This is a genomic window from Halomonas heilongjiangensis (assembly GCF_002879645.1).
In the GTDB taxonomy this organism is placed as follows: domain Bacteria; phylum Pseudomonadota; class Gammaproteobacteria; order Pseudomonadales; family Halomonadaceae; genus Halomonas; species Halomonas heilongjiangensis.
This window is the reverse complement of sequence record NZ_PNRE01000047.1, coordinates 1-24,504: the sequence shown is the minus strand read 5'-3', so window position 1 is coordinate 24,504 and position 24,504 is coordinate 1. Positions and strand designations below refer to the sequence as shown.

The following is a 24,504-nucleotide window of genomic DNA, read 5'->3' as shown; positions in this document are numbered from 1 at the left end:
GTCTGTCGAGTAGGTCTCAGCGCCTGGCCAGCCGCTCGCCCAGCGCCTGCATGAAGCGGCTGCCCGCCTCGAGCTGTTCGATGTCGAGGTACTCGTCGGGCTGATGGGCCTGGCCGATGCTGCCGGGGCCGCAGATCACCGTGGGCAGCCCCTCGCGCTGGAACTGGCCGGCCTCGGTGGCATAGGCCACCGCGCCGGAGGGCCGCTCGCCGAGCAGGTCGCGGCACAGGGCGAGCACCTCGGCGTTGTTGTCGTCGGCCAGGGCCGGCACCGTGACGTTGAGCGTCTCGGTGACGATGCCCGTCTCGGGGGCGATGCGCTGCATCCTGGCCTCGAGCTCGGCGGCGTAGTCGTTCACGCGGCCGAGCAGGTCGTCGAAGCGGTCCTGGGGCAGGTGGCGGATCTCCCAGTCGAAGCTACACTCCCTGGCCATGATGTTGATCGCGGTGCCGCCACTGATCCTGCCCACGTGCAGGCTCGAGTGGACCACGTTGAAGGCCTCGTCGACACGGCCCTCGGCCTTGAGCTCGGCCATCACGTCCTCGATCCTCGTCACCAGCCGGGCGGCGACATGGATCGCCGAGACCCCCTGGTCGACCTGGCTGGAGTGGGCGGCGCGGCCGGTGACGGTAGTGCGCAGGTTGGTGGCGCCCTTGTGCGCCACCACCGGCTGCATCATCGTCGGCTCGCCGACGATCACCGTGGCCGGCCGGGGGTGGTCGGCCAACAGGCGCTCGATCATGCGCGGGGCGCCAAGACAGCCGACCTCCTCGTCGTAGGAGAGCGCCAGGTAGATGGGCTTCTCCAGTGCCATCGCTACCCAACGGGGGACCTCCGCCAGGGCACAGGCGATGAAGCCCTTCATGTCGCAGGTGCCGCGTCCGTAGAGACGGCCGTCGTCCTTGTCGACCAGCGCGAAGGGGTCGCTCGACCAGGGCTGGCCGTCCACCGGCACCACGTCGGTATGGCCGGAGAGCACCACGCCGCCCGCCACCGCGGGGCCGATGCGGGCCAGCAGGTTGGCCTTGCTGCCATCCTCGTTCTCGATGCGCCAGTGCTCGACGCCGTGGTCGTCGAGGAAGGCTTCCACGAAGTGGATCAGCTCCAGGTTGGAGTCACGGGAGACGGTGGGAAAGCCCACCAGTCGCTCGAGCAGCTGCTTGGCGGTCATCATGCGAGAGAGTCCTGGGTGAATCGGTCCGCTGTCAGCCTAACACGATCGCGCGCTAGGCCCCCATCACCGATGGGCCGCGCCTCGCGGCGGTGGGACGGGTCGCCCGGCATGCCGGGAATCGGGGGCGAAGACAGGCGCGAGCTGATGGCGGTGTTCGACCGGCACGGCGTGCTTGAGGGCGGCCCCGTCCTGACCCACGCTATGAAGGGTTACCCCTGCCGACTGTCCCTCTCGTCGAGGGAGGAGAGTCCCATGAGCTATGTCGATGCCTTCGTGTTACCGGTCCCGCTCGAGCGGCTGGATGACTACCTGCGCCTGGCCCGCCACGCCGGCGAGATCTGGAAGGAGTACGGGGCCCTGGAGTACGTCGAGTGCGTGGCCGATGACGTCAAGCCGGGCGAGCGCACCTCCTTTCCCCGCAGCGTCGAGCTGGAGCCGGGCGAGACGGTGGTCTTCGCCTGGGTGCGCTACGCCACCCGCGAGGACCGCAATCGCATCCTCGAGCTGGTGATGAACGACCCCCGCCTGGCCGACATGCTGGACCACGCCAAGCTGCCCTTCGACGCCAAGCGGCTGTTCTGGGGCGGGTTCATGGAGCGGATCCGGCTGTAGCGGCCGGGCTCCGGCGCCTCGACGCCGGGCTCGGCCACCATCTCGACGAGGTCTCGAGACCCCGAACGACACCCTCCGCGAGACGAGCTGAGATGTCCGCGCCATCGGCATATCGCCACGAGATGGTTAAACGATGCGATTCTTTCGACACGTCTCCGGCATATGTCGATGGCGTCGACACGTCGGCGGCTGGGGCGCCTGCTCATACCGCTGATCCTGGTGGAGGCGGGCATTCTCAACGAACCCTTGCTCTACCTCTCGGTGTTCTTCAAGAAGCATCGCCAGGTCTACTACGAGCGGCTGCAGCAGGTACGGGTGACCGGCGATACCCGGCGGATCGACCCCAGCATTTACCGGGAGGGCAGACTTCCTCCAGAACATCTGGCGCTGGCGCAGCTGTTCAAGGATGAACCGGAGTCAACCAAACTGGTGTGGGTGGTAGTGCGGCCAGCGGTCTATCTGGCGCTACAGGAGCATGGCCAGAAAAAACAGGCGCTGTTTCCGGATGTGATCACACCGCTAGTCTACGGGGTCTGGGTGATGCGGAAGGGTTGGTTCACTCCGGCGGAGCCCCCGGTGTTCCCCCGTGACTTGCTGCGTCCTCAGGCTGATGACCGTTTCCTGACCAAGGCCGAGCCGCGTGTCTGGTCGGGAAGAGGGTTTCGATCCCGAGCACTTCGATCCGCTCGAAGTGAACGAGATTCTCGCGGACTCATGAGCGAAATGGGGAGTCGGGGACGCGCCGGAATCCAGAGTCATATACCAGAGATCATGAAATCGACGGCAGCGATGATCTTCTCTCGGTAGTGGTTGAGGTCACAGGCCTTGGCCCCGAGGCGTTGCCTGTCGATGCCGGCAAGGTCTTGCGTCATGGCGATATAACGTTTGCCGTTGACTTCAAGGCTTGGATTGAGCTGAGTGATTTGCATCCCTCCTGCCAGATCGGGTGGGCAAAGGGGCACCACAACGGTGGTGCGGAGCTCGCTCAGCAAGTCACTCTGGATGTCGAGCAGGTAGGGGTACTGCTTGCGTGATGCCGGGTTCTTGTTCTCATACACGCAGAACTGGGCCATCAGAACTTCCTTTCGCCATCGCTGAACGTTCCGTTTTCCTCAACGAAACGGTTGTACGCCTGGATGGCTCCGGCATTCTCCCGCTGCCACTTGGCGCGCTGCTCGGCACGGACCTGTTCTGCTAGGGCTCTTTCCAGGGCTGCGGAGAGGTTGATGCCCAGGCTCCGGGATTTTGCAAGCAAGTCACTGTTGATGCTGACGTTTGTCGGCTTCTTGGGGGCTCGGGTATCGTAGATCTGATGCATGGCTGCTGCCTCGCCAAGGTTATATGCATAGCCTATGCGCATCGACAATGGCGGGCAAGGGTTTGCCATCGCTTCGCGATGGATCGCGCGGCGTAGCCGTGCTCCTGCACCGGCGGGCGCTCGGTGCGCCGGCGACCCGAGCAGGGCCGCCGGCATTTTCCATCACACACTGACCAACCTCGCCCGACTCGTGCCGTTGCCCATGGGCTCCACCTGGATCTGCACCGGGATGCGCTCGTGCATCTCCTGCACGTGGGAGATCACCCCCACGCGGCGGCCCAGCGCCTGCAGGCCGTCCAGTGCCTCCATGGCCAGCGCCAGCGACTGGGGGTCGAGGCTGCCGAAGCCCTCGTCGATGAACAGCGACTCGATGGAGAGCTCGCCGGAGGCCATCGAGGCCAGCCCCAGCGCCAGGGCCAGGGAGACCAGGAAGGTCTCGCCGCCGGAGAGCGAGTGCACCGAGCGGCGCTCGTCGGCCATGTCCCGGTCCACCACCAGCAGGCCCAGGGGGCTGCCACCGCGCTCCAGGAGGTAGCGGCGGGTCAGGCCCCCCAGGTGGGCGTTGGCCTGGTCCAGCAGCCGCTCCAGATTGTAGGCCTGGGCGATGCGCCGGAAGACCTTGCCGTCGGCCGAGCCGATCAGCTCGCTGATCTGGCCCCAGCGGCGATACTCGGCCCGGGCGGCGTCGAGTTCGGTTTGGCCCTCGCGTTGGCGCTCGCGGCGGCGGTCGTCGTCGCGCAGGGCGTGCATGGCGGCGTCGCGGGCGTCACGGGCGGCCTGCCGTCGCGGCGCCAGGGCGCGCTCCTCCTCGTCGAGTCGCTGACTCAGGGCATGCAGTTCGGCTTCGATCGCCTCCTCGGGGGCGGTGGCCGGGATCTCCGGGAAGGCGTCTCGGCGGTGGGCGACCAGGGCCCGCTGGCGTTCGTCGAGGCTGACCCCGGCGGCGTGCCGTTCGCGATCGGCGCTCTCGAGCTCCTGGCGGCGCGCGTCGATCCCGGTCTCGTCCACGGCCAGCAGTCGCGTCAGGGTGGTGTCGTCCAGCTTGGGATGTCGACGACGCCAGGCATCGAGGCTGTGCACGAGTTCGTCGCGTTCGTTGGTCAGGGTCTCGGCCTGCCGGCGCTGATAGGTCGCCTGCTGGTCGAGCCGGTCCCGTTCGCTCCGTCCTGTCTGGTGGTCACGTCGGGCAGCCTCCTGCCTCGCCCGGGCGTTCTCCACGGCCTGTTCCAGGGCCGCCTGCCAGGCATCCGGCGAGGCGTGCTCGCCCAGGACCTCGGCCAACTCCTCGGCCAGCGCCTGGCGCTGCTTGCGCTGGGGAACGAGCTCGGCCGCGAGCCGCCGCTGGGTCTCCTCCAGGCTCTCCTGCCGGGTGGCGAGCTTGCCCAGGGTGAGTTCGTCGCGCTGGAGCGCCTCGCGCAGTGGCGTCAGGCGCGCCTCGGCGGTCTCGATCGTCTGCAGCGCCTCGCGGGCCCGGTCGCGTGCCTGGCGTGCGGTCGCCAGCTCTCGTGTCAGCCAGGCGGGCCGCTCGGGCTCGGCCACGGGCTCGAGCTCCGTGACCAGCGCCTGACCGGCCAGGGTGTCGTCGGCTTCGGCACGCTCACGGGCGGCGTGCTCGAGATCCTCCTCGTGCTGCCGGAGTCGGGCGTCCAGCGCGCGATATTCGCCCTGCAGCTCATGATGCCGTTCCCGGGCGGCGGCGGTGCGTGTCTCGGCTTCCTGCTGCTGGCGCTCCTCCTCGGCTTCGGTGGCGGCGAGCCGGGCGGCTTCCGGCGTCTCGGGGGGATGGTGCCGCCAGGGGTGGTCGCGTCCGCCACAGACGGGGCAGGGCTCGCCCTCCCGCAGCCGGTCGCGTAGCCAGACCACGCTCTCGCTGCGGGCGGCGCGCAGCCGCTCGAGGCTATCGACCAGGCGTCGCTGCTCGGCTTCCAGGCCTTCGAGGCGGGTGGCGGCCTCGCGTCCCGTCACCAGCAGTCGCTCGCGGGTCGCCTGGTCCCGGCGTCGGCTCTCCTCGAGAGCGGCATGGCGCTCCCGGGCGCGCATCACGGCCTGCCAGGCACCCTGCAGGGCCTCCAGGGCCAGGTGCCGGTGGGCGGCGGCCTCGAAGGCGGCCTGCCAGGCCCCCCGCGCGCGGCCGATATCGGTGTCGTCGCTCAGGTGCGTCTGCAGCTGCGCCTGCAGGGCGTCGCGTTCCCGGCGTCGCCGCTGGCTGGCCGCCCGGGTCTCGGCCAGCTCCCGGTGCACGCCATCGGTCTCGTCACGCTGGCGTCGCTGCTCGGCCTCGCTTCGCGCTATCTCCCGATCGAGCCCGGCCAGGCGGGCGGCCTGCTCGCGGGCGGCCTGGAGGGCCGGTCGGGCCTGGACGCTGTTCCGCATCGCCCGCTCCAGCGCCGTCTCGGCGGCCTGCAGCGTCGTGACATGCCGGTCGAGTGCCTGTTCGGCCTGGGTCAGCCGGTGGTGGGTGGTGGTCCGGGCCTCGTTGAGGCCGGCCAGGTCCGCCTCGAGTCGTTCCCGACGGGCAAAGCGGTGACGCTGGGGGGCCAGGGCCTCGAGCTGGGCCTGCTCCGCGCGACGCGGGGCGAGTGCCTGCCAGGCCTGTTCGGCGTGGACATGGCGTGAGCGTGCTTCCTCCCGTTCGTCATGAAGCTGGCGATGGCGCTGGAAGGCATCGCGCCGGGCGGCCAGGGTGCCGGCTTGGCGGTCGAGCGCGGCCAGGGCGGCATCGCTGTCGCGGGCGGCGCGCTCGAGGCCGGCCCGGGCCTCGGGCTCGGCGGGCAGGTCGTCGGCCAGCCGGGCCTCCAGGGCGTCGACCTGCTTCTTTGCCTCGTTGGTGCGCCGGTAGGCGGCCATGGAAATGGCGGAGTACTCGGCGGTGCCGGTCAGGCGCTCGAGCAGGTCGCTGCGCTCGTTGTCGTCGGCCTGGAGGAAGGCGGCGAACTCGCTCTGGGCCAGCAGCACGGCACGGGTGAACTGGTCGAAGGTCAGGCCCAGGCGCTCGGGCAGCAGGCGGTCGAATTCGCGTTTCTGGGCGGTCAGCAGGCGGTCGTCGTCGAGGTCGCGCAGCGACTGCTCCACCGCCTGCAGGCGTCCCTCGGCCTTCTCGCGGGCCCGGCGCACCGCCCAGCGGGCCCGGTAGCGTCGCCCGTCGCGGCCGAGGAAGTCGACCTCGGCATGGCCGCTGGCGGTGCCGCGACGCAGCAGGGTGCGCGGGTCGGCGGTATTCAGCGTCTCCTCGCCGACGTCCGGCAGCGGGGCGTCGCGGCCGGGGGCCTGGCGCAGCCGCGGCGTGCTGCCGTAGAGGGCCAGGCAGAGGGCATCGAGCAGGGTACTCTTGCCGGCGCCGGTGGGGCCGGTGATGGCGAACAGCCCGGCATCGCGCAGCGGCGCGGCGGTGAAGTCGAGCTCCAGCGGACCGGGCAGCGAGGCCAGGTTGGCCAGGCGCAGGGCGAGGATCTTCATGGGGTCTCCTCCCGGCTCGCAGCGTCCAGCACGTCCTGCAGCAGGTGGTCGAAGTCGGTCAGGATCTCGGGGCCGGGAGGCGTGCCCCAGCGGTCCTGCCAGGTGCGCTCGAAGAGCCGCCGCGGCCCCAGGTCCTCCAGGTTGACTCGGGTGGGCCGGGCCTCGCGGGCGACCTCGGGCAGCCGGCGCTGCAGCCGCAGCAGGCGCAGCGCCTTGCCGTCGAGGGCCGCCTCGACGCGGGCGCGCAGGTCGGGGACCGGGGCGTCGAGGTCGACGCGTACCTCGAGCCAGGGCCAGCGCTCCCGGGGCAGGGCGGGATCGTGCGCCAGGGCCTCCAGCTCGGCGAGGATGGCCTCGAGGGGCGCGGGCCCGAGGCGCTGCATGGCCACCGGGCGGGGCACGGGAATCGCTTCCACGGCAGAGAGGGCTTCGCCCTCGAGGGTTGCCTCTACCACCTGGTGGGGGTAGTCGACCTCGCTGAAATCCAGCGGCAGGGGGCTGCCGCTGTAGCGGATCCGCTCCTCGCCGACCCGCTGGGCGCGGTGGAGATGGCCCAGCGCCACATAGGCGATGTCGGCGGGGAACAGGCTGGCGGGGATCGACTCCTCGCCACCGATCACGATGGGCCGCTCGCTGTCCTCGGAGACCGCCGCCCCGTGCAGGTGGGCGTGGCTCATGGCCACCAGCGCCTGGCCGGGGGTGCGCCGGCGGCGGGCGGCCTCGATCAGTTGCCGATGCACGCGGGAGATGCCGGCCACATAGTCATTGCCCCCGTCGCCGTCACCGTCGATGTCGGCGACCTCGCGGGCGATGCCGTTGCCGGTGACCTCCGCCGGGCGCAGGAAGGGCAGCGCCAGGCACCAGGCGCGGGTCTCGCCCTCGGCATCGGTGAGCGGCACCAGCAGGTGCTCGGCATCGAGGCTGCCATCGTCGCACCAGCGTACCCGGCCCAGGGCGTGGGTGCGCAGGCGGCGCATCAGCGGGGCGGGCAGCTCGATGCGGTTGCCGCTGTCGTGGTTGCCGGCGATCAGCACGATATCGAGCAGCGGCAGGCGCTCGTGGGCGCTGACGATGAACTCGTAGAGCAGCTCCTGGGCCCGCAGCGAGGGGTTGACCACGTCGAACAGGTCGCCGGCGACCAGCAGGACATCGGCCCGGCGCTCGGCCAGGGTGTCGAGCAGCCAGGTGAGGAAGGCGCGGTGCTCCTCGTGGCGCTCCTGGCCGTGGAAGCTCTGGCCCAGGTGCCAGTCGGCGGTATGGATCAGCTTCACCCTCGTCTCCCGGTGGTCCGTCACGGTGGAAAGCCCGTAGTCTAACGCGACAGGAGACGACGCATCAGGGAGACCCGCGATGATTTCGCCACCACTGCACGACTGGCATCTCGCCCCTCGGCAGGCCATGGCCCTGCAGAAGCAGCTGGCCGGACGCGTGGAGCGCGAGGATCGCCTCGCGCCGGTGCGCCATATCGCCGGGGTGGACATCGGCTTCGAGCAGGACGGCGAGATCACCCGCGCCGCGGTGGTGGTGCTTGCCTGGCCCGGTCTGGCGGTGGTGGAGCAGAGCGTGCACCGGGAACCGACCCGCATGCCCTACATTCCCGGGTTGCTGTCGTTTCGCGAGGTGCCGGCGACGCTGGCGGCCTTCGAGACGCTGGCCGTGCGGCCCGAACTGGTGATGGTCGATGGCCAGGGCATCGCCCATCCGCGCCGCCTGGGGGTGGCCGCCCACCTGGGGCTGTGGCTCGACCTGCCGACCATCGGCGTGGCCAAGTCGCGGCTCTGCGGGCGCCACAAAGAGCCGGGCCCCGAGCGCGGCGACTGGACCCCGCTCGTCGACGGCGACGAGACCATCGGTGCGGTGCTGCGCTCACGCAGCGGCGTCAAGCCGGTCTATGTCTCGTCGGGGCATCGCATCTCGCTTGCCACGGCGCTGGAGTGGGTGGTGCGCTGCCTGGGGCGCACCAAGCTGCCGGAGCCGACGCGGCTGGCCGATCGGCTGGCCTCTCGGCGGGGAAAGTAACCCCTACACGATATCCAGCGGGACCTTTCGCTTCGGCGCCGGAAAGGCCGCGTCGAGCCGGGCCAGGGCCGCGTCGTCGAGCTCGATGGTGAGGGCCGCGGCGTTCTGCGTGACGTGTTCGCGCTGCACCGCCTTGGGGATGGCGATGACGTCGCGGCGGCCGTCGACCGGGCGGATCGCCCAGGCCAGCAGCAGCTGGGCCGGGGTCACGCCGAGCCCCGTGGCCACGTCCAGCACCTCGGGATGGGTGAGCAGCTCGCGGCGCAGGCCGCCGGCCTGGGCCAGCGGACAGTAGGCCATGGTGGGAATGCCATGCTCGCGTTGCCAGGGCCGCAGCGCGTGCTCGATGCCCCGCGAGCCCAGGTGGTAGAGCACCTGGTTCACGGCGCAGTCGCCACCCCCGGAGACGCCCGTCAGCGCCTCCATGTCGTCGATATCGAAGTTGGAGACGCCGAAGCGGCGGATCTTGCCGGCCTCGCGCAGGCGCTCGAAGGCCTCCAGGGTCTCGTCGAGCGGGATGCTGCCGGGCCAGTGCAGCAGGTAGAGATCGAGGTGGTCGGTCGCGAGCCGCGAGAGGCTGCGCTCGCAGGCGGCGATGGCGCTGTCGCGCCCGGCGTTCCAGGGGTAGACCTTGGAGACCAGGAAGGCGTCGTCGCGACGGCCGGCCAGCGCCTCGCCGACCACCTCCTCGGCACCACCGTCGGCGTACATCTCGGCGGTGTCGATCAGCGTCAGGCCGAGCTCGAGCCCCTGCTGCAGGGCACGCACCTCGTCGCGGCGTGGGGCCAGGCCCTCGCCCATGTACCAGGTGCCCTGGCCGATGGCGGACAGGTCGAGTGCGGGTTCGTGGGCGGTGGCCGGGAGTCGGACCCGGGGCAGGGGAGCGGCGGCCATGGCGGTCCTCCGTCGGTTCGCTGGTGGATAGCCGGGCGTGCAGGCCTTCGAGCCTTCATGCTGCGGCAGGGCAGGCGGCTTTGCAATCCGGGCGCCGGCGGCGGACCATGGGGGATCTCCCCCTGCCGAGCCTTGCCATGACTGCGCCCGATTCCCACCCTCTCGTCGCGACCCGCGCCTGGGTCGAGACCTTCGTGGTCGCCCACGATGTCTGCCCCTTCGCCGGCCGCGAGCTCGCCCGCGGCACCATCCGCTATGCCGAGGCGGCCGCCGACGACTGGGAGGCCGCCCTGCTGACGCTGATCGAGGAGTGCCAGCGGCTCGACGAGACCCCCGGCATCGAGACCACCCTGCTGGTGCTGTCCCGCGGTGTCGAGGACTTCGATGACTACCTCGACCTGCTGGCCATCGCCGAGGCGCTGCTGGCCGAGCAGGGCTATGAGGGGATCTACCAGCTGGCGAGCTTTCACCCCGACTACTGCTTCGAGGACGCGGAGCCGGACGATCCCGGCAACTTCACCAACCGTTCGCCCTGGCCGATGCTGCACCTGCTGCGCGAGGCGAGCCTGGAGCAGGCGCTGGCCCACTACCCCGATGACCCGGCGCAGATCCCCGAGCGCAATATCGCCGAGATGCACCGACTGGGTCGGGTCCGGCTCGCCGAGTCGCTGGCGGCGCTTCGCGACGTGTCGCGTCGAGGCTGACCGGCCTCGGTCGCTGGGGTAGGCTGTAGGCGCAGCATCCCTGACATGTCTCATCCCGCCATGAACGAGGAGTTCGCATGACACAGGTAACCCGCGCCGGCGTCCCGGTAGACGTGGCCGGTGACTTTCCGGCCGTCGGCCAGGCGGCGCCCCCCCTGACCCTGACCAACATCGAGATGGCCGACGTGACGCTTGCCGACTACGCCGGCAAGCGCAAGGTGCTCAACATCATCCCCAGCGTCGACACGCCCACCTGCGCCACCTCGACGCGCAAGTTCAACGAGCTGGCCTCCGCCATGGATGCTACCGTGGTGCTGGTGGTGTCCGCCGACCTGCCCTATGCCGCCAAGCGATTCTGCGGTGCCGAGGGGCTGGACAACGTGGAGACCCTGTCCACCTTCCGGCATCCCGAGTTCCATCGGGACTGGGGCGTCGCCCTGTGCAGCGGCGTGATGTCGGGCCTCTGCGCCCGGGCGGTGGTGGTGCTCGACGAGCAGGACCGGGTGATCCACGGCGAACTGGTGCCGGAGATCAAGCAGGAGCCGGACTACGAGGCGGCACTGCAGGCGCTGGGGTGAGAGGCGGCTACACTTTGTGGGCCATTTCGACAAGGAAGGAGAGCGATTCATGAGCATCAAGAAGACGGCATCCGCCCGCTGGCAGGGCGGCCTGAAGAACGGCAAGGGCACGGTATCCACCGAGAGTGGGGTGCTCAAGGAGACCCCCTACGACTTCCGGCAGCGCTTCGAGGGCGAGGCCGGTACCAACCCCGAGGAGCTGATCGGCGCCGCCCACGCCAGCTGCTTCTCCATGGCGTTGTCGCTGATCCTGGGCGAGGCCGGGATGGAGGCCGAGAGCATCGATACTCGGGCGACGGTGTCCCTGGACCAGGGCGACGACGGCTTCAGCATCACCGCCGTGCACCTGGAGACCCGGGTGCGGATGCCCGGCGCCGACCGGGCCGCCTTCGAGGAGGCGGCCGAGAAGGCCAAGGCAGGCTGCCCGGTGTCGAAATTGTTGAATGCCGAGATCACCCTGGAGGCCAGCCTCGAGAGCTGACACGGCGAACCTCGCGGTAACTCCCCGACGGCCACCCTTGCGGTGGCCGTTCTCATTGGTGGCGGGAACGGCCGGCGGCCTCGACCAGGGCGCGGATCAGCCGCTGCTGGGGCCGATTGAAGATCAGCCACTCCGGATGCCACTGCACGCCGATCAGGAAGTCGTGGTCGCGGGACTCGATGCCCTGGACCAGGCCGTCGCGGTCACGGGCGACGATCTCGATGCCGCGCCCGGCCCGCTGCACCGCCTGGTGGTGCAGGCTGTTGATACGGCACCAGCTCACGCCGAGGATGCGGTGCAGCCGGCTGTCGCCGACGATGTCCACGGTCTTGCGCGGCAGCACGGTGCGCCGTCGCTTGAGGCCTTCGTGGGTGGTGTAGATGTCCGGGTCCAGGGTGCCGCCCAGGTGAACGTTGATCAACTGGGCGCCGCGGCAGATGCCGAGCACCGGGGTGTTCCGGGGAATGAAGCTCTCGAGCAGCTCGAGTTCCAGTTCGTCGCGCTGGGGGTCGACCCGCACGTCGAGCTGCACCTCCCCGCCGTAGAGGTGGGTCTGGATGTCATCGCCCCCCCCCACGATCAGGCCGTCGAGGTGCCCCGGCCAGGGGCGCGAGGGCGACAGGCGCTGGGGGCGGCCGCCGTGGCGCCACACCGCGAACCAGTCGAAGAGCCAGGCAATCTGGCTCTTGTCGTCGGAGGTGGTGATGCCGATCAGCGGGCGGGACGGGGCATCGTGGCTCACGTTTCCCCCATCCAGCCACGCAGCTTCCGCAACCAGCGGGCCATCGGCGACCGGGTGTGCTTGACCACGAAGGCGGTGGCCCGTTCGGCCAGCCGCTGCGGATCGGCGGCCAGCCACTCGACCTCCACCCAGCGATTCCATTCCACCACCGAGCCCCAGCCGGGCTCGGAGAGCTGGGCATTGGGCAGCCGGTAGTGGAAGGTCGGGCGTGGCTTGACCAGGCGGTGGGTGAACAGCGGGTGGGGGTAGTCCTGTCGCAGGCAGGCGAACAGCGGGAACATGTCCAGCTCCCGGTTGCGGGTCGGGTTGTACTCCAGGTAGTCGCCGATCAGGGTGTCGACGTCCGGGGCATAGTCCGGGGCGAGCACCTTGAGCGCATAGGGCTTGGGGAAGGGGTTGGCATGGGGCAGCACCTCCCGGGTGATGTCGATGTCGATCTGCTCGCGCAACCACTCGGCGGTCAACAGGTAGGCGCGCAGGTGGGCGAGGAGCGTGGCCACCTCCAGGCGCGGCACCTCCGGGTTGAGGTGCAGGCCGAAGCCGTAGAGCAGACTGGCATCGGTGCCCTTGGCGCCGTGTCCCCGCAGCGCCTCGAACAGGGCGTCGAGGGCGTCGAGTTCATCCCAGGGGACCGGTGGGCAGATGATCTCGGTCGGCACCAGGCCGGTGACCACGTCACCGATCAACTCCCGGGTGCGGGTGTGGAAGTCGACGCGCATCTGATGGCGCTGGCGCTCCCACTCGGTGTCGTCCTTCGGTCCGGTGCTGAGCACTTCGTCGTCGGGGTGGGCGTACTGGGTGTCGAGCTCGATGATGAAATCGCCCCATCGGGTCTGCTGGACCTTGAGGCGATGGGCGCTGACCGTCACGATCTCGCCACCGAACAGCTGCCGGACCAGCTCGGCGGTGTCCCGCGGGGGGAGGCCGGCGAACTCGATCTCCACGCCGACGCGCCGGGTCTCGCCTGCGGCATTGCGGGGCTCGGGTGGCGGTATCGGCATCATGACGGCATCCTGTGCGTGACATGAGGGGTTCTTGCGGAGCCTGGGCTTTGTCCGAAAAGTCGGCGAGCGATGGCCAGACAAGGCAAAAATCAGCGAAAAAGCGGAGTTTACGTGGGTGTAAATGAGCATTTTAAGCTGATTTTTAACGCTGTATGGGCGAGCGCAGGCAGTTTTCGGACAAAGCCTAGCATACTGCCCGCGGGATTCAGGAGAGCCCCCCGTGGAGACTGCCTCGACCGAGACGGAGACGAGATGTTGCCCAGCCCGCCGACCGGCCCGATGCCTTCCCCATGCTCCGCGCTGGCGGCGCGATGGCTGCCGTGGTGGCTGCTGGTGCTGGCGATGCTGTGCCTGGCATTGCCGGTTCAGGCACAGCCGTTGGGGTTGTCCGGGTTGCTGGAGGGCGAGGAGTCGAGCGAGGCCCACGACCCCGAGGCCTTCCAGGCGTCCCTCGAGCGGGTGATCGCCACCCTGGAGGACGAGCGGCGCCGCGGCGAGCTGCTGGAGAGCCTGCGCGACCTGCAGGCGGCCCACGGCGAGGCCGACGAGCAGGACGGTGGCCCCTCGCGCCAGGGGCTACTCGGCGCTCTGGCCGAGACCATCAGCGACCTGGGCGAGCAGGCCGAGGCGGGGGACTCGCCGCTGGATCACTGGGGGGAGCAGCTCGAGCAGGGCTGGCAGGCATTCAGTGCGCTGGTGGTCGAGACCGGCAATGCCGAGCTGGCGCGTTTCGCGATCGAGGGGGCGGTGCTGCTGGGCATCTGGGTCGGGCTGCTGGTGATCCTGATTGCCCTGGGCCGATTGCTGGCGAAGCGACGGGGCTGGCCACTCGATCTGCCGCGGGAGCCCCGTGCCCGGTTGCTGGCGGTGCACTTCCTGCGCCGCATGCTGCCCTGGGCACTGGCCTTCGCCCTGGTGCTCGGCATCGCCCAACTGGTACCGGCCAGTCCCGGCCGTGCCATGGTGCTGGTGGTGGCCTATGTGGCGCTATGCGGGCGCACCCTCTCGGTCGTGGTGGAGACGGTGATCTCGGTGTTCACCCGTGGCCACCGCTTCGTCGCCGTGCAGATTCTCCAGCAGCACGGCCTGCGCCGGCTGTTCATGATCGGTGCGCTGATCGCCCTCGGCGATGCCTTCAACTCGTCGCGGCTGGTGGCGTTGCTCGGCGACGAACTGGCCGGCCTGATGTCGGTGCTGGCCAACATGTTGGCGGCGTTGCTCAGCGGGCGCTTCATCTTCAAGTTCCAGCGGCCGATCAAGCACCTGATCCGCAACCGCCCCTACCGCCAGCGGCGTGACAGCGGCGGCTCGGCCGAGGTGGTCAGGGTCGTGGGCGGGCTCTGGCACGTGCCGGCACTGCTGATGGTGGGGGCGTCCCTGGTGGCGATCTTCGTCACCGTGGGCGATGTGGGCACGGCCCTGGCCCGCTCGATCATCACCGCGGCGCTGCTGGTGCTGACCCTGGTGGTGACCGGGCTGTTGCGGCGGCAGTCAGAGCGTGCCGCGCGCCGGCGTCGCGTCAGCGAGTACCGCAAGCGGCTCGAGCGCTTCGGCTACGCGCTCTCCCATGTGCTGGCGTGGATCGCCTTCGCCGAGCTGTCGCTGCAGGTGTGGGGCGGTTCGCTGATCGGGCTCGGTCAGCAGGGGGTGGCCAGCGCTCGCATCGGGCAGGCGCTGCTGGGAATCGGTTTCACCGTGCTGCTGGCCTGGCTGGTGTGGATCTTCGCCGACACCGCCATCCAGCGGGCGCTGATCTCCTCGGCGCGCTCCCGCGGGCGGCGGGTCAACCAGGCCCGTGCCCAGACCATCACGCCGATGATCCGCAACGTGATCTTCGCCACCATCGTGATCATCGCCGCCATCGTCGGCCTGGCCAACCTGGGGGTCAACGTCACCCCGCTGCTGGCCGGCGCCGGGGTGATCGGCCTGGCCCTCGGCTTCGGCGCCCAGACCCTGGTGCAGGACCTGATCACCGGCATCTTCATCCTCATCGAGGATTCCCTGGCCATCGACGACTTCGTTACCATCAATGGTCACATGGGCAGCGTCGAGGGGCTGACCCTGCGGACCGTGCGGCTGCGCGACATGGACGGCATCGTGCACATCATCACCTTCAGCCAGATCCAGTCGATCCACAACATGTCGCGGCAGTTCGGCATCGCCCTGATGCGGGTCCGCGTGCCCCACGGCATGCGGGTCGACGATGTCATCGCCATGGTGCGGGAGGTGGCCGACGAGCTGCGCCAGGACCCGATGATGCGCCACCATATCTGGTCGCCGCTGGAGCTGCAGGGGATCGAGCGCTTCGACGAGGGCGGTGCCGTCCTGCGCATGCGGCTGCGCACCGCCCCGGTGATGCAGTGGGACGTGGCCCGTGCCTTCAACCTGCTGCTCAAGCAGCGCATGGAGGCGCAGGGGCTCGACCTCGGCATCCCGCGGCTCAGCGTCAGCATGGAGGGCCGCGGTAGCGGGCGCCCGGACGGGGCGGAACCCGAGGGGGACGACCACGACGCCAGTGGCCGCCGCCCCGGCGAGGCCGGCGTGGCCGATCCCGAAGGCGACACCAGCGCCCGCGGCGGTTCGCCGGATCCGGCGTAGTTCACGAGGGAAGTCGGCAGCACGGTGTGGATGCACGTCCCGGCGACTTTGGGCACAATCGGGCCGCGGGTTTCACGGCATATCGGCGGATCGCACTCCGTCGCAGCGGCGGGGTGGGACGAGATGAGCGGGGCGATGAGCAGAGACGAGGCACCGGCGAAGGGTGCCACCATTCGCGAGATCGCCAAGGCGGCGGGGGTCTCCATCGCCTCGGTGAGCCGGGCGCTGAACGGCAAGCCTGGGATCAGCGAGGCGCTGCGCGCGCATATCCTGCAGATCAGCCGCGACATCCACTACCGGCCCAGCGCCGCCGCCCGGGCGCTGATCGGCGGCAAGAGCGCGGTGGTCGGCATCTCCCTGGGGCGCCAGGACATCGAGCTGCGCCCCTACTACATCCTGCTCTACCAGCACCTGACCCTGGCCTTGCATCACCAGGGCATGGTGCCGATCTTCTTCGCCTGCGACCAGACGCCGACCCTGCCCGAGCGGGCGGGGTCGGCCATCCTGCTGGGCGACTTCCCGGGAGACGAGCGCCCCGGCTTCCTCGCCGCGCAGGGCATTCCCTTCGTACGCATCGGCCCGCCCGGCGACGGCTTCTCGGTGGCCCCGGACGACCGCCACGGCATCTACCTGGCGACCCGGCACCTGATCGAGCAGGGACGCCGGCACATCGCCTATGTCGGCGATGGACTCGGCGACGACCGGCATCGCCTGCAGGGGTACCGTCGGGCGCTCGAAGAGGCCGGACTGCCGGAATGCCTCGTCGGCGTGCCGTTCAGCTACGATCCTGCCCTGACCGCCTATCGCTATCTCGGCCGCTTCCTGGAGCAGGCGCCGCCAGCGCTCGATGGCCTGGTCTGTGAGAACGACGAATTCGCCCGCGGCTGCCTGACGGCGCTCGAGGACCGGGAGATCCGGGTGCCCGAGAGGGTCGCGGTGACCGGCTTCGACGACCTGCCGACCCTGGCCGCAGAGCTGACCACGGTGCGCCAGGATATCGGACGCATCGCCGCCGAGGCGGTGGGGCTGCTGGGCGAGGCCATCGCCGGTGCCAGGCCCCGGCACATCGACCTGCCGGTGACGCTGATTCGCCGCCGGACCAGCTGAGCCACGCCCGTCGGTCGTGGCTCTCGGCCTGTTGTCAACGATCGCTCCCGCATTCCGTCCCCCGTTCTCCCGACAGGATCACTTTGCGACGAAAGTCGGTTGAGTAAACGTTTACTCTCGCATAGTAAGCGTTTACCTTGTTCATGCCTGCACTGATCAATTCCATCCACTCAACGCCCCGAGGGGCAGCCCTGACAGGAGAATCACGATGACGCTCAAGGTCACCGTCTGGGGGGAGAACGTGCATGAACAGACCAACGAGGTGGTCGCTCGGCTCTACCCCGATGGCATGCATCGCTGCATCAGCGATGCGTTGAACGAGGACGCCGGGATCGAGGCCCGTGCCGCCACCCTCCAGGAGCCCGAGCATGGCCTGACCGAGGAGGTGTTGGAGGACACCGACGTCCTGCTGTGGTGGGGACATGCCGCCCATGGGGAGGTGCGCGACGAGATCGTCGACCGGGTGCAGGCGCGAGTGCTGCAGGGCATGGGCCTGCTGGTGCTGCACTCCGGCCACTACTCGAAGATCTTCAAGCGCTTGATGGGCACCACCTGCTCGCTGAAGTGGCGCGAGGCCGGCGAGCGCGAGCGGCTGTGGGTGGTCAATCCCGGCCATCCCATCGTCCAGGGGCTCGGTGACTACATCGAGCTGCCCCACACCGAGATGTACGGCGAGCCCTTCGCGGTGCCCAACCCCGACGAGGTGATCTTCATCAGCGCCTACGAGGGCGGCGAGGTGTTTCGCTCGGGGCTCACCTACAAGCGCGGCAACGGCAAGATCTTCTACTTCAGCCCCGGCCATGAGACCTACCCGATCTACTACGACGACCAGGTACGGTTGGTGCTGAGAAACGCCGTGAAGTGGGCGCGCCCCGAGGGCTCGCGATGGATCGACAGCTGCCCGAACGTGCCGCCGGAACAGGCACCGAACCCGGTGGAGGTGAAGGGAGAAAGCCTGCACAAGCCCGGTGAGGAGGGATTCCGCTAATGATCAGGCTCGCGATCATCGGGGCCGGCAGCATGGCCGGCGAACACGCCAGGCACTTCGCGGCGCTCGAGGGCGTCGAGGTCGTGGCGGTGTGCGATCTCGACGCCGACAGGGCGCGTGCCTTCGCCGAGGAGCACGGCATCGCCGAGGCCTATTCCGACCTCGCGGCGATGCTCGCTCGCGACGACATCCAGGCGGTGAGCAACGTCACCCCGGACGGGGTGCACAAGGCCACCTCGCTGGCCGCCATCGCCGCCGGCAAGCACATCCTCTGCGAGAAGCCGCTGGCGACCAACGAGGCGGACGCCCGGGAGATGGCCGAGGCGGCCCGCGAGGCCGGGGTGATCAACATGATCAACCTGAGCTATCGCGATGCCCCGGCGATCCAGCACGCCCGCGAGCTGATCGCCTCCGGGGCGATCGGGCGGGTGATGCATGTCGACGCCAGCTACCTGCAGAGCTGGCTGGTCAGCACCGCCTGGGGCCAGTGGGATCGTGACAGCCAGTGGTTGTGGCGGCTCTCCGAGGGCCACGGCAGCAAGGGCGTGCTCGGCGACGTGGGGGTGCATATCCTCGATTTCGCCAGCTTCCCGGTGGGCGATATCGCCGCCGTCAACTGCCGGCTCAAGTGCTTCGACAAGGCGCCGGGCAACCGCATCGGCGACTATGTGCTCGACGCCAACGACAGCGCCCTGATGCGCGTCGAGTTCGCCGGTGGCGCGCTGGGTACCATCCAGGCCACGCGCTGGGCCACCGGGCACCTCAACTCGTTGAAGCTCTCCGTCTATGGCGACGAGGGGGCGGTCAGCGTGGTGCTCGACGACGCCCGGGACCGGGTGCTGACCTGCTTCGGCGACGACGTGCACGAGGCGCGCTGGACATCGGTGGAGGCACCGCCGACACCGAACATCTATCGACGCTTCGTCGACGGTATCGTCAGTGGGGTCAACGACCAGCCCGACTTCGCCCGGGGGGCTGAACTGCAGGCGGTGCTCGACGCCTGCTTCCGGGCCGATGCGCTGGATCGCAGCGTGGCCCTCAGAGCAGCCAGCGACACAGCGCGACACCCAGCATGATGCCCAGCGCCAGCAGCCCGGCCGCGGACCAGGGGCCACGCAGGCGGTGCCAGCGGTTGTGCAGCAGGGCGGCACGGGTCAGGCGCTGCATCAGCTCGTCGTGGCGGGAGCCGTGGGTATCCGGCGGTAACGAGAAATCGTCGGCGGGGCCGTCGCGCCAGTAGGGGGCGTGGGTGAGGCCGAGGCGGGCGCGCAGGCGACCGATGTCCGACAGGGTGGTGTGCAGGGCATCGTACTCCTCGCGCCGGGAGTCGACCTCGAGCACCGTGCGGGCATCCGCCTTGAGGGCGGTGTGCTCGCAGTGCTCGATGGCACGGGTGACCTCGGCCTCGCCGGCCCCGGGGTCGAGACCCAGCCGCTGGTAGAGATTGCGCATCTCAGCTCACCTGCATCAGGTAGTCGTAGGCACGGCGGATCCGCTGGAAGCGCTGGGAGGCGCTGGCCATCACCGCCTCGCCATCGTTGAAGAAGCGGTCGGGATGGTGGGTCTGGGCCAGGCGGCGGTAGGCCCGGCGGATCTCGCCGCGGCTGGCACCGGGCTCGAGGCCGAGTACCGCCAGGGCACGGCGGGTACGATCGCCGGGCGCAGCCCCCTGGCGAGCGCCCTGATCACGCTGGCGATGCTGCTCCTGGCGGTATCGCCCCTGCCGGGACTGCCCCTGCTCCCCGCTATGCCGCTCGTGCTCGGAGCGATGCCGGGAATCGTCTCGGCTGTCCTGCTGCTGCGACGCCTGTTCCCGCTCTCGCTGGCGGCGGCGATGCTCCTTGGCCTGCCAGTAGCCGCTTCGGCTGGGATCGTCCGGAGCGGCGAAGGCCTTGCCGGTCACCGCCGCATACAGTGGGGCGAATTCGCCGGGGGCGACGCCGAGCAGGTCGGCGAGGAAGCGCAACACATGCTGGTTGGCCATCGACAGCCGGCCGTCCTCGACCGCCAGGGCGATGGCCAGGCGCAGGAAGGGGGCGGCCTGCTCCCCATGCACCTCCTTCTGCAGCACCTCGGCGGCGAGCTGGATGGCGCCCAGGTCCTGGGTGGCGGCGATCTCGAGGATCGGCGCCAGCGCATGGCCGTGGCGAAAGCCGCCGGTCAGCTCGGCCAGGCGCGAGCGTTCCGGTTCGCCGATCGGGCCGCGGTTCGCCAGCACCCAGGCGAGCAGCAGCAACGCCGCGGTATCGGCCTGGTGGCGGCTCTTGAGCAGCAGCAGCTCGAAGGGCGAGAAGCGGGCAATGGTCATTCCCTGGCTCCCGGGAGTTCGGTGTTGTTCTTGGCAGATCAAGGGGGTACGCCATGGTCGCCTCGCTGCGGAGCGTTGGCAAGTCCGCCGCCTCACGCAGTACCATCGGAGGTCATGGCATGACCCCGACTTCGCGGGGTGGCCCCGGGCCAGGAGCAGCGGCGAAGTGATCACCGTCGAGCGCAAGGACAGCTTTCACCTCAAGATCTCCCGCGTGCTGCAGGAGGAGACCTCCCACAAGCTGGACCTCTTCCTGTTCGTACCCGGTGAGCTGGGGCTCAACACCCATGTGATCTCCGAGGATGCCTTCTATCATGGCGCCATCCACGTCAAGCGTACCTACTACAGCGATCGCCACCACCTGCCGCTGGTGATGAGCCGCCTGGCCGACCGCGGCAAGCTCGACCCCAACCAGTACCGCCTCGGCCTGAGCCTCTACGCCTACCAGTACGTGGTGGCGCTGGAACGCTCGACCCAGGCGCTGCTCGATACCGCTCGCGAGGCACGCCGGGCGGAGAAACGTGGAGAGGAGACGAGTGCCCGGCGACGCGGCGATCGGGCCAGGGAGTCTGTCGACGCGGGCGGGGCGGAGGAGAACCGCCGGGAGGGTGAGCTCGCCGAGGAACTGCACGAGCGCCTGGAGGAGCTCAGCGAGCTCACCCAGGGGATCCTGCGCCGACTGCGCCGACAGAAGCCCGGCGACGAGAGCCTGCACCGCTACTATACCAACATCGACAACTACCTCTCCTGGCTCACCGAGCAGAGCCTGCTGGCGCTGGTCGCCCACCTGCCCCGCGGCAGTGGCTACCGGGAGATCCGAGAACGGTTGCTGGCGATCTGCCGGGCGGAGAGCGAGCATCGCGAGTCCTGCGAGTACAACTCCGCGCGGGTCACCCGCGACCCGACGCGGATGTCCAACAAGATGCGGCTGCTGCGTCGGTTGATCGAATATCCGGTCACGCTCAAGCAGCGCAACCAGGAGCTCGGGGGCGGTGAGGAGAAGGCGGTCAAGGGGCTCGCCACGGCGGTGGTGATGGTCTTCGTCTCCCTCGGGCTGCTGCAGGCCAGGGACGCCCTCGGCGACATCACGGTGCTGCTGGTGCTGGTGATGGCGGTGCTCTATGCCCTGCGCGAGGTGTTCAAGGACGACCTGCGCGTCACCCTGTGGCGCTGGCTGCGCAAGGGACGCCCCAAGTGGCGCCGCCAGTACCTCGACCCCTCCAGCAACGCGCCGGTGGGGCGCCAGCTCGAGTGGTTCGACTACAAGCGCTTCACCCGGCTCGATGCCGATGTGCAGCGGGTGCGCAAGCGCAACGTGGCCCAGCGCGAGGAGGTGGTGCTGCACTACCGTTCCAGCTCGCGGATGTCGCCGACCCGTTTTCTCAGCGGTTACGACCGCACCCGCGAGACCCTGAGCCTGGATCTGTCGCTGCTCGCCCGGCTGATGGACAAGGGCTCGCACCACGTCTACCGGCTCAAGGAGGGCCAGGTTTCTCGGGAGGCGGTGGAGAAGCGCCACCTGATCAATCTGGTGATCCGCGACCTGGAGGGCGGACGGGAACCGACCCTACAGCGCTGGAAGATCGTCATGAGCCGATCGAAGATCGTCGATGTCGAACTGGTGCACGAGGAGGGAGATGAGAGATGAAATCGCCACTCAAGACGCTGCTGGCGCCGGTGGAGTGGGTGGCCGAGAAGCTCGGCACCACGCCGGAGATCGAGCGCAGCACCGGCGCTTCGGCGAGTGAGCTGCGTCAGGGTGTCACCAGGTGCTCCGGCGCGAGGTTCTCCGGGCCGAAGGCGTCGGGCAGCAGCTCGTCCATGGTGTAGTGCCTGAGCAGCCGGCCCCCGGCGTCGACCACCTGGATCAGGGTCTCGGCGGTAGCGAATTCGCGGATGCGCTGGCGGCAGTCGCCGCAGGGCGTGCAGGGGCGCTCGCCGGGGCCGATCACGTAGACATGGCGCAGCCGCCTCTCGCCGGCGCTGACCATGGCGGCGATGGCCGAGGCCTCGGCGCACAGGCCCTTGTAGTGGGCCACCTCCACGTTGGCGCCGACGTAGCGGGCGCCGCTGTCGCTCTCCACCAGCGCGCCCACCGGATGCTGCGAGTAGGGGGCGTAGGCGTGCTCGCGCACCGCGATCAGCTCGGCCACGATCGCCGCGTCGACGGGTTGTCGTGGGGCTTCGCTCATGGGGTGTCTCCTGCCTGGGCCCCGTCGTCGCGCAGCACGCTCTCCAGGGCGATCTCCATCATCTCGTCGAAGGTGCTCTGCCGCTCGGCGCTGCCGAGCGAATCGCCCTTGAGGATATGGTCCGACACGGTGCAGATGGTCGCGGCGCGGGCGCCGAACTCGGCGGCGACGCCGTAGAGGCCGGCGGCCTCCATCTCCACGCCGACGATGCCGTAGCGCTTCAGCAGCTCGAAGATCTCGCCCTGGGGGTTGTAGAAGAGATCCGCCGAGAACAGGTTGCCGACCTTCACCGCCACGCCCAGGGCCCGGGCGGCGTCTACCGCGTGGCGGCTCAGCTCGAAGTCGGCGATGGCGGCGAAGTCGTGGCCCAGCAAGCGGGTGCGGTTGACCCCCGAGTCGGTACAGGCGCCGAGGCCGATCACCACGTCGCGCACCGCCACATCGTCGCGCACGGCGCCGCAGGAGCCGACCCGGATCAGCCGCTCGACCCCGTAGTCGGTGATCAGCTCCTTGGCATAGATGGAGGCCGAGGGGATGCCCATGCCGTGACCCATCACCGAGATCTCGCGGCCCCTGTAGCGGCCGGTGTAGCCGAACATGTTGCGGACGTCGGTGACCAGGCGTGGCGCGTCGAGGAAGGTCTCGGCGATGTACTTCGCCCGCAGCGGGTCGCCGGGCATCAGCACGGTGTCGGCGAAGTCGCCGCGTTCGGCGTTGATATGGGGAGTCGCCATCAGTGGCCTCCTGTGGTTGCGGTGCCAGTCGAGGGGGGGAGAAAGCTCTCGCCGTCGGCCATGGGCGGCAGGCCGAAGTGGCTGGCCAGGCTCTGGCCGATGTCGGCGAAGGTCGCGCGGCCGCCCAGCGAGCCGGCGGCGAGCCCCGCGCCCAGCGCCAGCACCGGCACATGCTCGCGGGTGTGATCGGTGCCGGACCAGGTGGGATCGCAGCCGTGGTCGGCGGTCAGGACCAGCAGGTCGTCGTCGGCCAGGCGCCCGAGCAGCTCGGGCAGCCGGGCGTCGAAGTGCTCGAGGGCGGCGGCGTAGCCGGCCACATCGCGGCGATGGCCGTGGACCATGTCGAAGTCGACGAAGTTGGTCATGATCAGCGAGCGGGGGCCGGCCTCGGCCAGCGCCGCGAGGGTGGCATCGAACAAGGCGTCGTGGCCGCTGGCCTTGACCGTGCGCGAGATGCCGCAGTGGGCGTAGATGTCGGCGATCTTGCCGATGGCGATGACCTCGCCGCCCTCGTCGTGGAGCCTCTGCAGCACGGTGGGTGACGGCGGCTCGACGCTGTAGTCGCGGCGATTGGCGGTGCGGGCGAAGTCGGCCGCGCGTTCGCCGGTGAAGGGCCGCGCGATCACCCGGCCGATGTTGTAGGGCTCGAGCAGTTCGCGTGCGATCTCGCAGACCCGATAGAGGCGCTCCAGGCCGAAGGCCGCCTCGTGGGCGGCGATCTGGAACACCGAGTCCGCCGAGGTGTAGACGATGGGCTTGCCGCTGGCGACGTGCGCCTCGCCGAGCCGGGCGATGATCTCGGTGCCCGAGGCGTGGCAGTCGCCTAGCACCCCGGGCAGCCCGGCCTCGCGGACCAGCGCCTCGAGCAGCGCCGGCGGAAAGCTCGCCTCCTTCTCCAGGAAGTAGCCCCAGGCGAAGCGCACCGGCACCCCGGCGATCTCCCAGTGGCCGGAGGGGGTGTCCTTGCCCGACGAGACCTCCCGGGCGTAGCCGTAGGCGCCGGCGACCCCGGCGGGGGGCGCGACCCCCGCGGCCCAGGCGCCGGTGCTCTCGGCGTGGGCGTGGAACAGCCCCAGCCGGGCCAGGTGGGGTAGCGTCAAGGGGCCGTGACGGCCGGCCGCGTCGGCGTTGCCGCGGGCGCAGGCCTCGGCGATATGGCCTAGGGTGTCGGCGCCGGCGTCGCCGAAGTCGGCGGCGTCCGGGGCGCTACCGATGCCGAAGGAGTCGAGCACGAGCACGATGGCACGGGTCATGGAGCCTCCCGACGAATCACGTCCTGGATCAGTGTAGGTGGTGAGGCGTGCCCTTCGCCCACGGCGATGGCGGCGAGCAGCCGCCGGGCGGCGTACTCGGCGTCGTCCTCGCTGCGGGCGTGGACCATTGCCAGCGGGTGTTCGGCATCCACCGGGTCACCGATGGCGGCGATCCCGGTGAGGCCGACCGCGTGGTCGATGGCATCGCCGGGCTGGCGGCGGCCGCCGCCGAGTTCCACTACCGCCAGGCCCAGGGCGCGGGTATCCATGTGCTGCACGCGGCCCGGGCGTGCGGCGAAGACGGCGCGTGTCACCGGCGCCGTGGCCAGGTAGCGGTCCCGC

The 24,504-nt window shown here is 69.8% G+C and carries 24 protein-coding genes and 1 pseudogene; 11 read left to right on the top strand and 14 right to left on the bottom strand.

Annotated elements, in window-relative coordinates; translation table 11 throughout:
• Window positions 1–16 precede the first annotated feature (16 nt).
• Window positions 17–1,171 carry an acetylornithine deacetylase gene (argE, locus tag C1H66_RS10615; RefSeq protein ID WP_102627918.1) on the bottom strand — a complete coding sequence of 385 codons (1,155 nt, stop codon included), beginning with the start codon at window positions 1,169–1,171 and terminating at the stop codon, window positions 17–19.
• Window positions 1,172–1,426: 255 nt separating this feature from the next.
• On the opposite strand from argE, the gene C1H66_RS10610 reads away from it, so the two are divergent.
• Window positions 1,427–1,786: a DUF1428 domain-containing protein gene (locus C1H66_RS10610; RefSeq protein ID WP_102627856.1), complete on the top strand. Its 360-nt coding sequence runs from the start codon at window positions 1,427–1,429 to the stop codon at window positions 1,784–1,786.
• 168 nt (window positions 1,787–1,954) lie between these two features.
• A complete protein-coding gene (locus C1H66_RS23050) occupies window positions 1,955–2,593 on the top strand; it encodes a hypothetical protein (protein ID WP_205738649.1) in 639 nt (212 codons plus the stop codon).
• Here the strand turns inward: C1H66_RS23050 and C1H66_RS10600 are convergent.
• The 4 genes from C1H66_RS10600 to C1H66_RS10585 form a co-directional block, all read right to left on the bottom strand.
• A complete protein-coding gene (locus C1H66_RS10600) occupies window positions 2,542–2,859 on the bottom strand; it encodes a CcdB family protein (RefSeq protein ID WP_102627855.1) in 318 nt (105 codons plus the stop codon). The two genes, C1H66_RS23050 and C1H66_RS10600, sit on opposite strands and share 52 nt — an antisense overlap.
• Window positions 2,859–3,104: a type II toxin-antitoxin system CcdA family antitoxin gene (locus C1H66_RS10595; RefSeq protein WP_102627854.1), complete on the bottom strand. Its 246-nt coding sequence runs from the start codon at window positions 3,102–3,104 to the stop codon at window positions 2,859–2,861. Before C1H66_RS10595 ends, C1H66_RS10600 begins: the two co-directional genes overlap by 1 nt.
• 162 nt (window positions 3,105–3,266) lie before the next feature.
• A complete protein-coding gene (locus tag C1H66_RS10590; protein WP_102627853.1) occupies window positions 3,267–6,560 on the bottom strand; it encodes an AAA family ATPase in 3,294 nt (1,097 codons plus the stop codon).
• Window positions 6,557–7,831, bottom strand: a complete 1,275-nt coding sequence (locus C1H66_RS10585) for an exonuclease SbcCD subunit D (protein WP_170064132.1) — start codon at window positions 7,829–7,831, stop codon at window positions 6,557–6,559. Before C1H66_RS10585 ends, C1H66_RS10590 begins: the two co-directional genes overlap by 4 nt.
• Before the next feature lie 82 nt (window positions 7,832–7,913).
• Between C1H66_RS10585 and nfi the strand changes: the two genes are divergently transcribed.
• Window positions 7,914–8,579 carry a deoxyribonuclease V gene (gene nfi, locus C1H66_RS10580; RefSeq protein ID WP_102627916.1) on the top strand — a complete coding sequence of 222 codons (666 nt, stop codon included), beginning with the start codon at window positions 7,914–7,916 and terminating at the stop codon, window positions 8,577–8,579.
• Window positions 8,580–8,582: 3 nt separating this feature from the next.
• Here nfi and C1H66_RS10575 read toward each other — a convergent pair whose 3' ends face one another.
• Window positions 8,583–9,473 (bottom strand): aldo/keto reductase, encoded by an 891-nt coding sequence (locus C1H66_RS10575; RefSeq protein ID WP_102627852.1) that lies wholly within the window; start codon window positions 9,471–9,473, stop codon window positions 8,583–8,585.
• Between the two features lie 137 nt (window positions 9,474–9,610).
• On the opposite strand from C1H66_RS10575, the gene C1H66_RS10570 reads away from it, so the two are divergent.
• From C1H66_RS10570 to C1H66_RS10560, 3 genes are all read left to right on the top strand, one after another.
• Window positions 9,611–10,177: a DUF1415 domain-containing protein gene (locus C1H66_RS10570; protein ID WP_102627851.1), complete on the top strand. Its 567-nt coding sequence runs from the start codon at window positions 9,611–9,613 to the stop codon at window positions 10,175–10,177.
• A 77-nt stretch (window positions 10,178–10,254) separates the two neighbouring features.
• On the top strand, window positions 10,255–10,755 hold the full coding sequence (gene tpx / locus C1H66_RS10565; RefSeq protein ID WP_102627850.1) for a thiol peroxidase: 501 nt from the start codon (window positions 10,255–10,257) through the stop codon (window positions 10,753–10,755).
• Between the two features lie 49 nt (window positions 10,756–10,804).
• Window positions 10,805–11,236 (top strand): OsmC family protein, encoded by a 432-nt coding sequence (locus tag C1H66_RS10560; RefSeq protein ID WP_102627849.1) that lies wholly within the window; start codon window positions 10,805–10,807, stop codon window positions 11,234–11,236.
• 52 nt (window positions 11,237–11,288) lie between these two features.
• On the opposite strand, the gene C1H66_RS10555 is transcribed toward C1H66_RS10560, so the two are convergent.
• Entirely contained in the window at window positions 11,289–11,978 is a 690-nt protein-coding gene (locus tag C1H66_RS10555) for a gamma-glutamyl-gamma-aminobutyrate hydrolase family protein (protein WP_102627848.1), read from the bottom strand.
• Window positions 11,975–12,982: an amidoligase family protein gene (locus C1H66_RS10550; protein ID WP_102627847.1), complete on the bottom strand. Its 1,008-nt coding sequence runs from the start codon at window positions 12,980–12,982 to the stop codon at window positions 11,975–11,977. The genes C1H66_RS10555 and C1H66_RS10550 overlap by 4 nt, the downstream gene beginning before the upstream one ends.
• A gap of 342 nt (window positions 12,983–13,324) precedes the next feature.
• Here C1H66_RS10550 and C1H66_RS10545 point away from each other — a divergent pair, with 342 nt between their 5' ends.
• The 4 genes from C1H66_RS10545 to C1H66_RS10530 all read left to right on the top strand — a co-directional run bounded on the left by C1H66_RS10545 (window position 13,325) and on the right by C1H66_RS10530 (window position 18,751).
• Window positions 13,325–15,580 (top strand): mechanosensitive ion channel domain-containing protein, encoded by a 2,256-nt coding sequence (locus C1H66_RS10545; protein WP_240618282.1) that lies wholly within the window; start codon window positions 13,325–13,327, stop codon window positions 15,578–15,580.
• 135 nt (window positions 15,581–15,715) lie between these two features.
• The gene (locus tag C1H66_RS10540) at window positions 15,716–16,687 is read left to right on the top strand and encodes a LacI family DNA-binding transcriptional regulator (protein ID WP_102627846.1); all 972 of its coding nucleotides are present in this window, start codon (window positions 15,716–15,718) and stop codon (window positions 16,685–16,687) included.
• 208 nt (window positions 16,688–16,895) lie between these two features.
• Window positions 16,896–17,675: a ThuA domain-containing protein gene (locus C1H66_RS10535; RefSeq protein WP_102627845.1), complete on the top strand. Its 780-nt coding sequence runs from the start codon at window positions 16,896–16,898 to the stop codon at window positions 17,673–17,675.
• A complete protein-coding gene (locus C1H66_RS10530) occupies window positions 17,675–18,751 on the top strand; it encodes a Gfo/Idh/MocA family protein (protein ID WP_102627844.1) in 1,077 nt (358 codons plus the stop codon). Before C1H66_RS10535 ends, C1H66_RS10530 begins: the two co-directional genes overlap by 1 nt.
• On the opposite strand, the gene C1H66_RS10525 is transcribed toward C1H66_RS10530, so the two are convergent.
• Window positions 18,714–19,127 (bottom strand): hypothetical protein, encoded by a 414-nt coding sequence (locus tag C1H66_RS10525; protein ID WP_102627843.1) that lies wholly within the window; start codon window positions 19,125–19,127, stop codon window positions 18,714–18,716. The genes C1H66_RS10530 and C1H66_RS10525 overlap by 38 nt on opposite strands.
• Before the next feature lies 1 nt (window position 19,128).
• Window positions 19,129–19,983, bottom strand: coding sequence for a J domain-containing protein (locus C1H66_RS10520; protein ID WP_102627842.1), 855 nt, complete (start codon window positions 19,981–19,983; stop codon window positions 19,129–19,131).
• A 166-nt stretch (window positions 19,984–20,149) separates the two neighbouring features.
• Between C1H66_RS10520 and C1H66_RS10515 the strand changes: the two genes are divergently transcribed.
• Entirely contained in the window at window positions 20,150–21,631 is a 1,482-nt protein-coding gene (locus C1H66_RS10515; RefSeq protein ID WP_102627841.1) for a hypothetical protein, read from the top strand.
• Window positions 21,632–21,737: 106 nt separating this feature from the next.
• Here the strand turns inward: C1H66_RS10515 and cdd are convergent, their stop codons facing one another.
• From cdd to C1H66_RS10495, 4 genes and pseudogenes are all read right to left on the bottom strand, one after another.
• Window positions 21,738–22,175 (bottom strand): cytidine deaminase, encoded by a 438-nt coding sequence (cdd, locus tag C1H66_RS10510; RefSeq protein WP_102627840.1) that lies wholly within the window; start codon window positions 22,173–22,175, stop codon window positions 21,738–21,740.
• Window positions 22,172–22,909 carry a purine-nucleoside phosphorylase gene (gene deoD, locus C1H66_RS10505; protein ID WP_102627839.1) on the bottom strand — a complete coding sequence of 246 codons (738 nt, stop codon included), beginning with the start codon at window positions 22,907–22,909 and terminating at the stop codon, window positions 22,172–22,174. The genes cdd and deoD overlap by 4 nt, the downstream gene beginning before the upstream one ends.
• Window positions 22,909–24,162, bottom strand: coding sequence for a phosphopentomutase (locus C1H66_RS10500; protein WP_102627838.1), 1,254 nt, complete (start codon window positions 24,160–24,162; stop codon window positions 22,909–22,911). Before C1H66_RS10500 ends, deoD begins: the two co-directional genes overlap by 1 nt.
• Window positions 24,159–24,504 (bottom strand): annotated as a pseudogene (locus tag C1H66_RS10495) (thymidine phosphorylase); the annotation flags it as partial. The gene C1H66_RS10500 and the pseudogene C1H66_RS10495, both read right to left, overlap by 4 nt.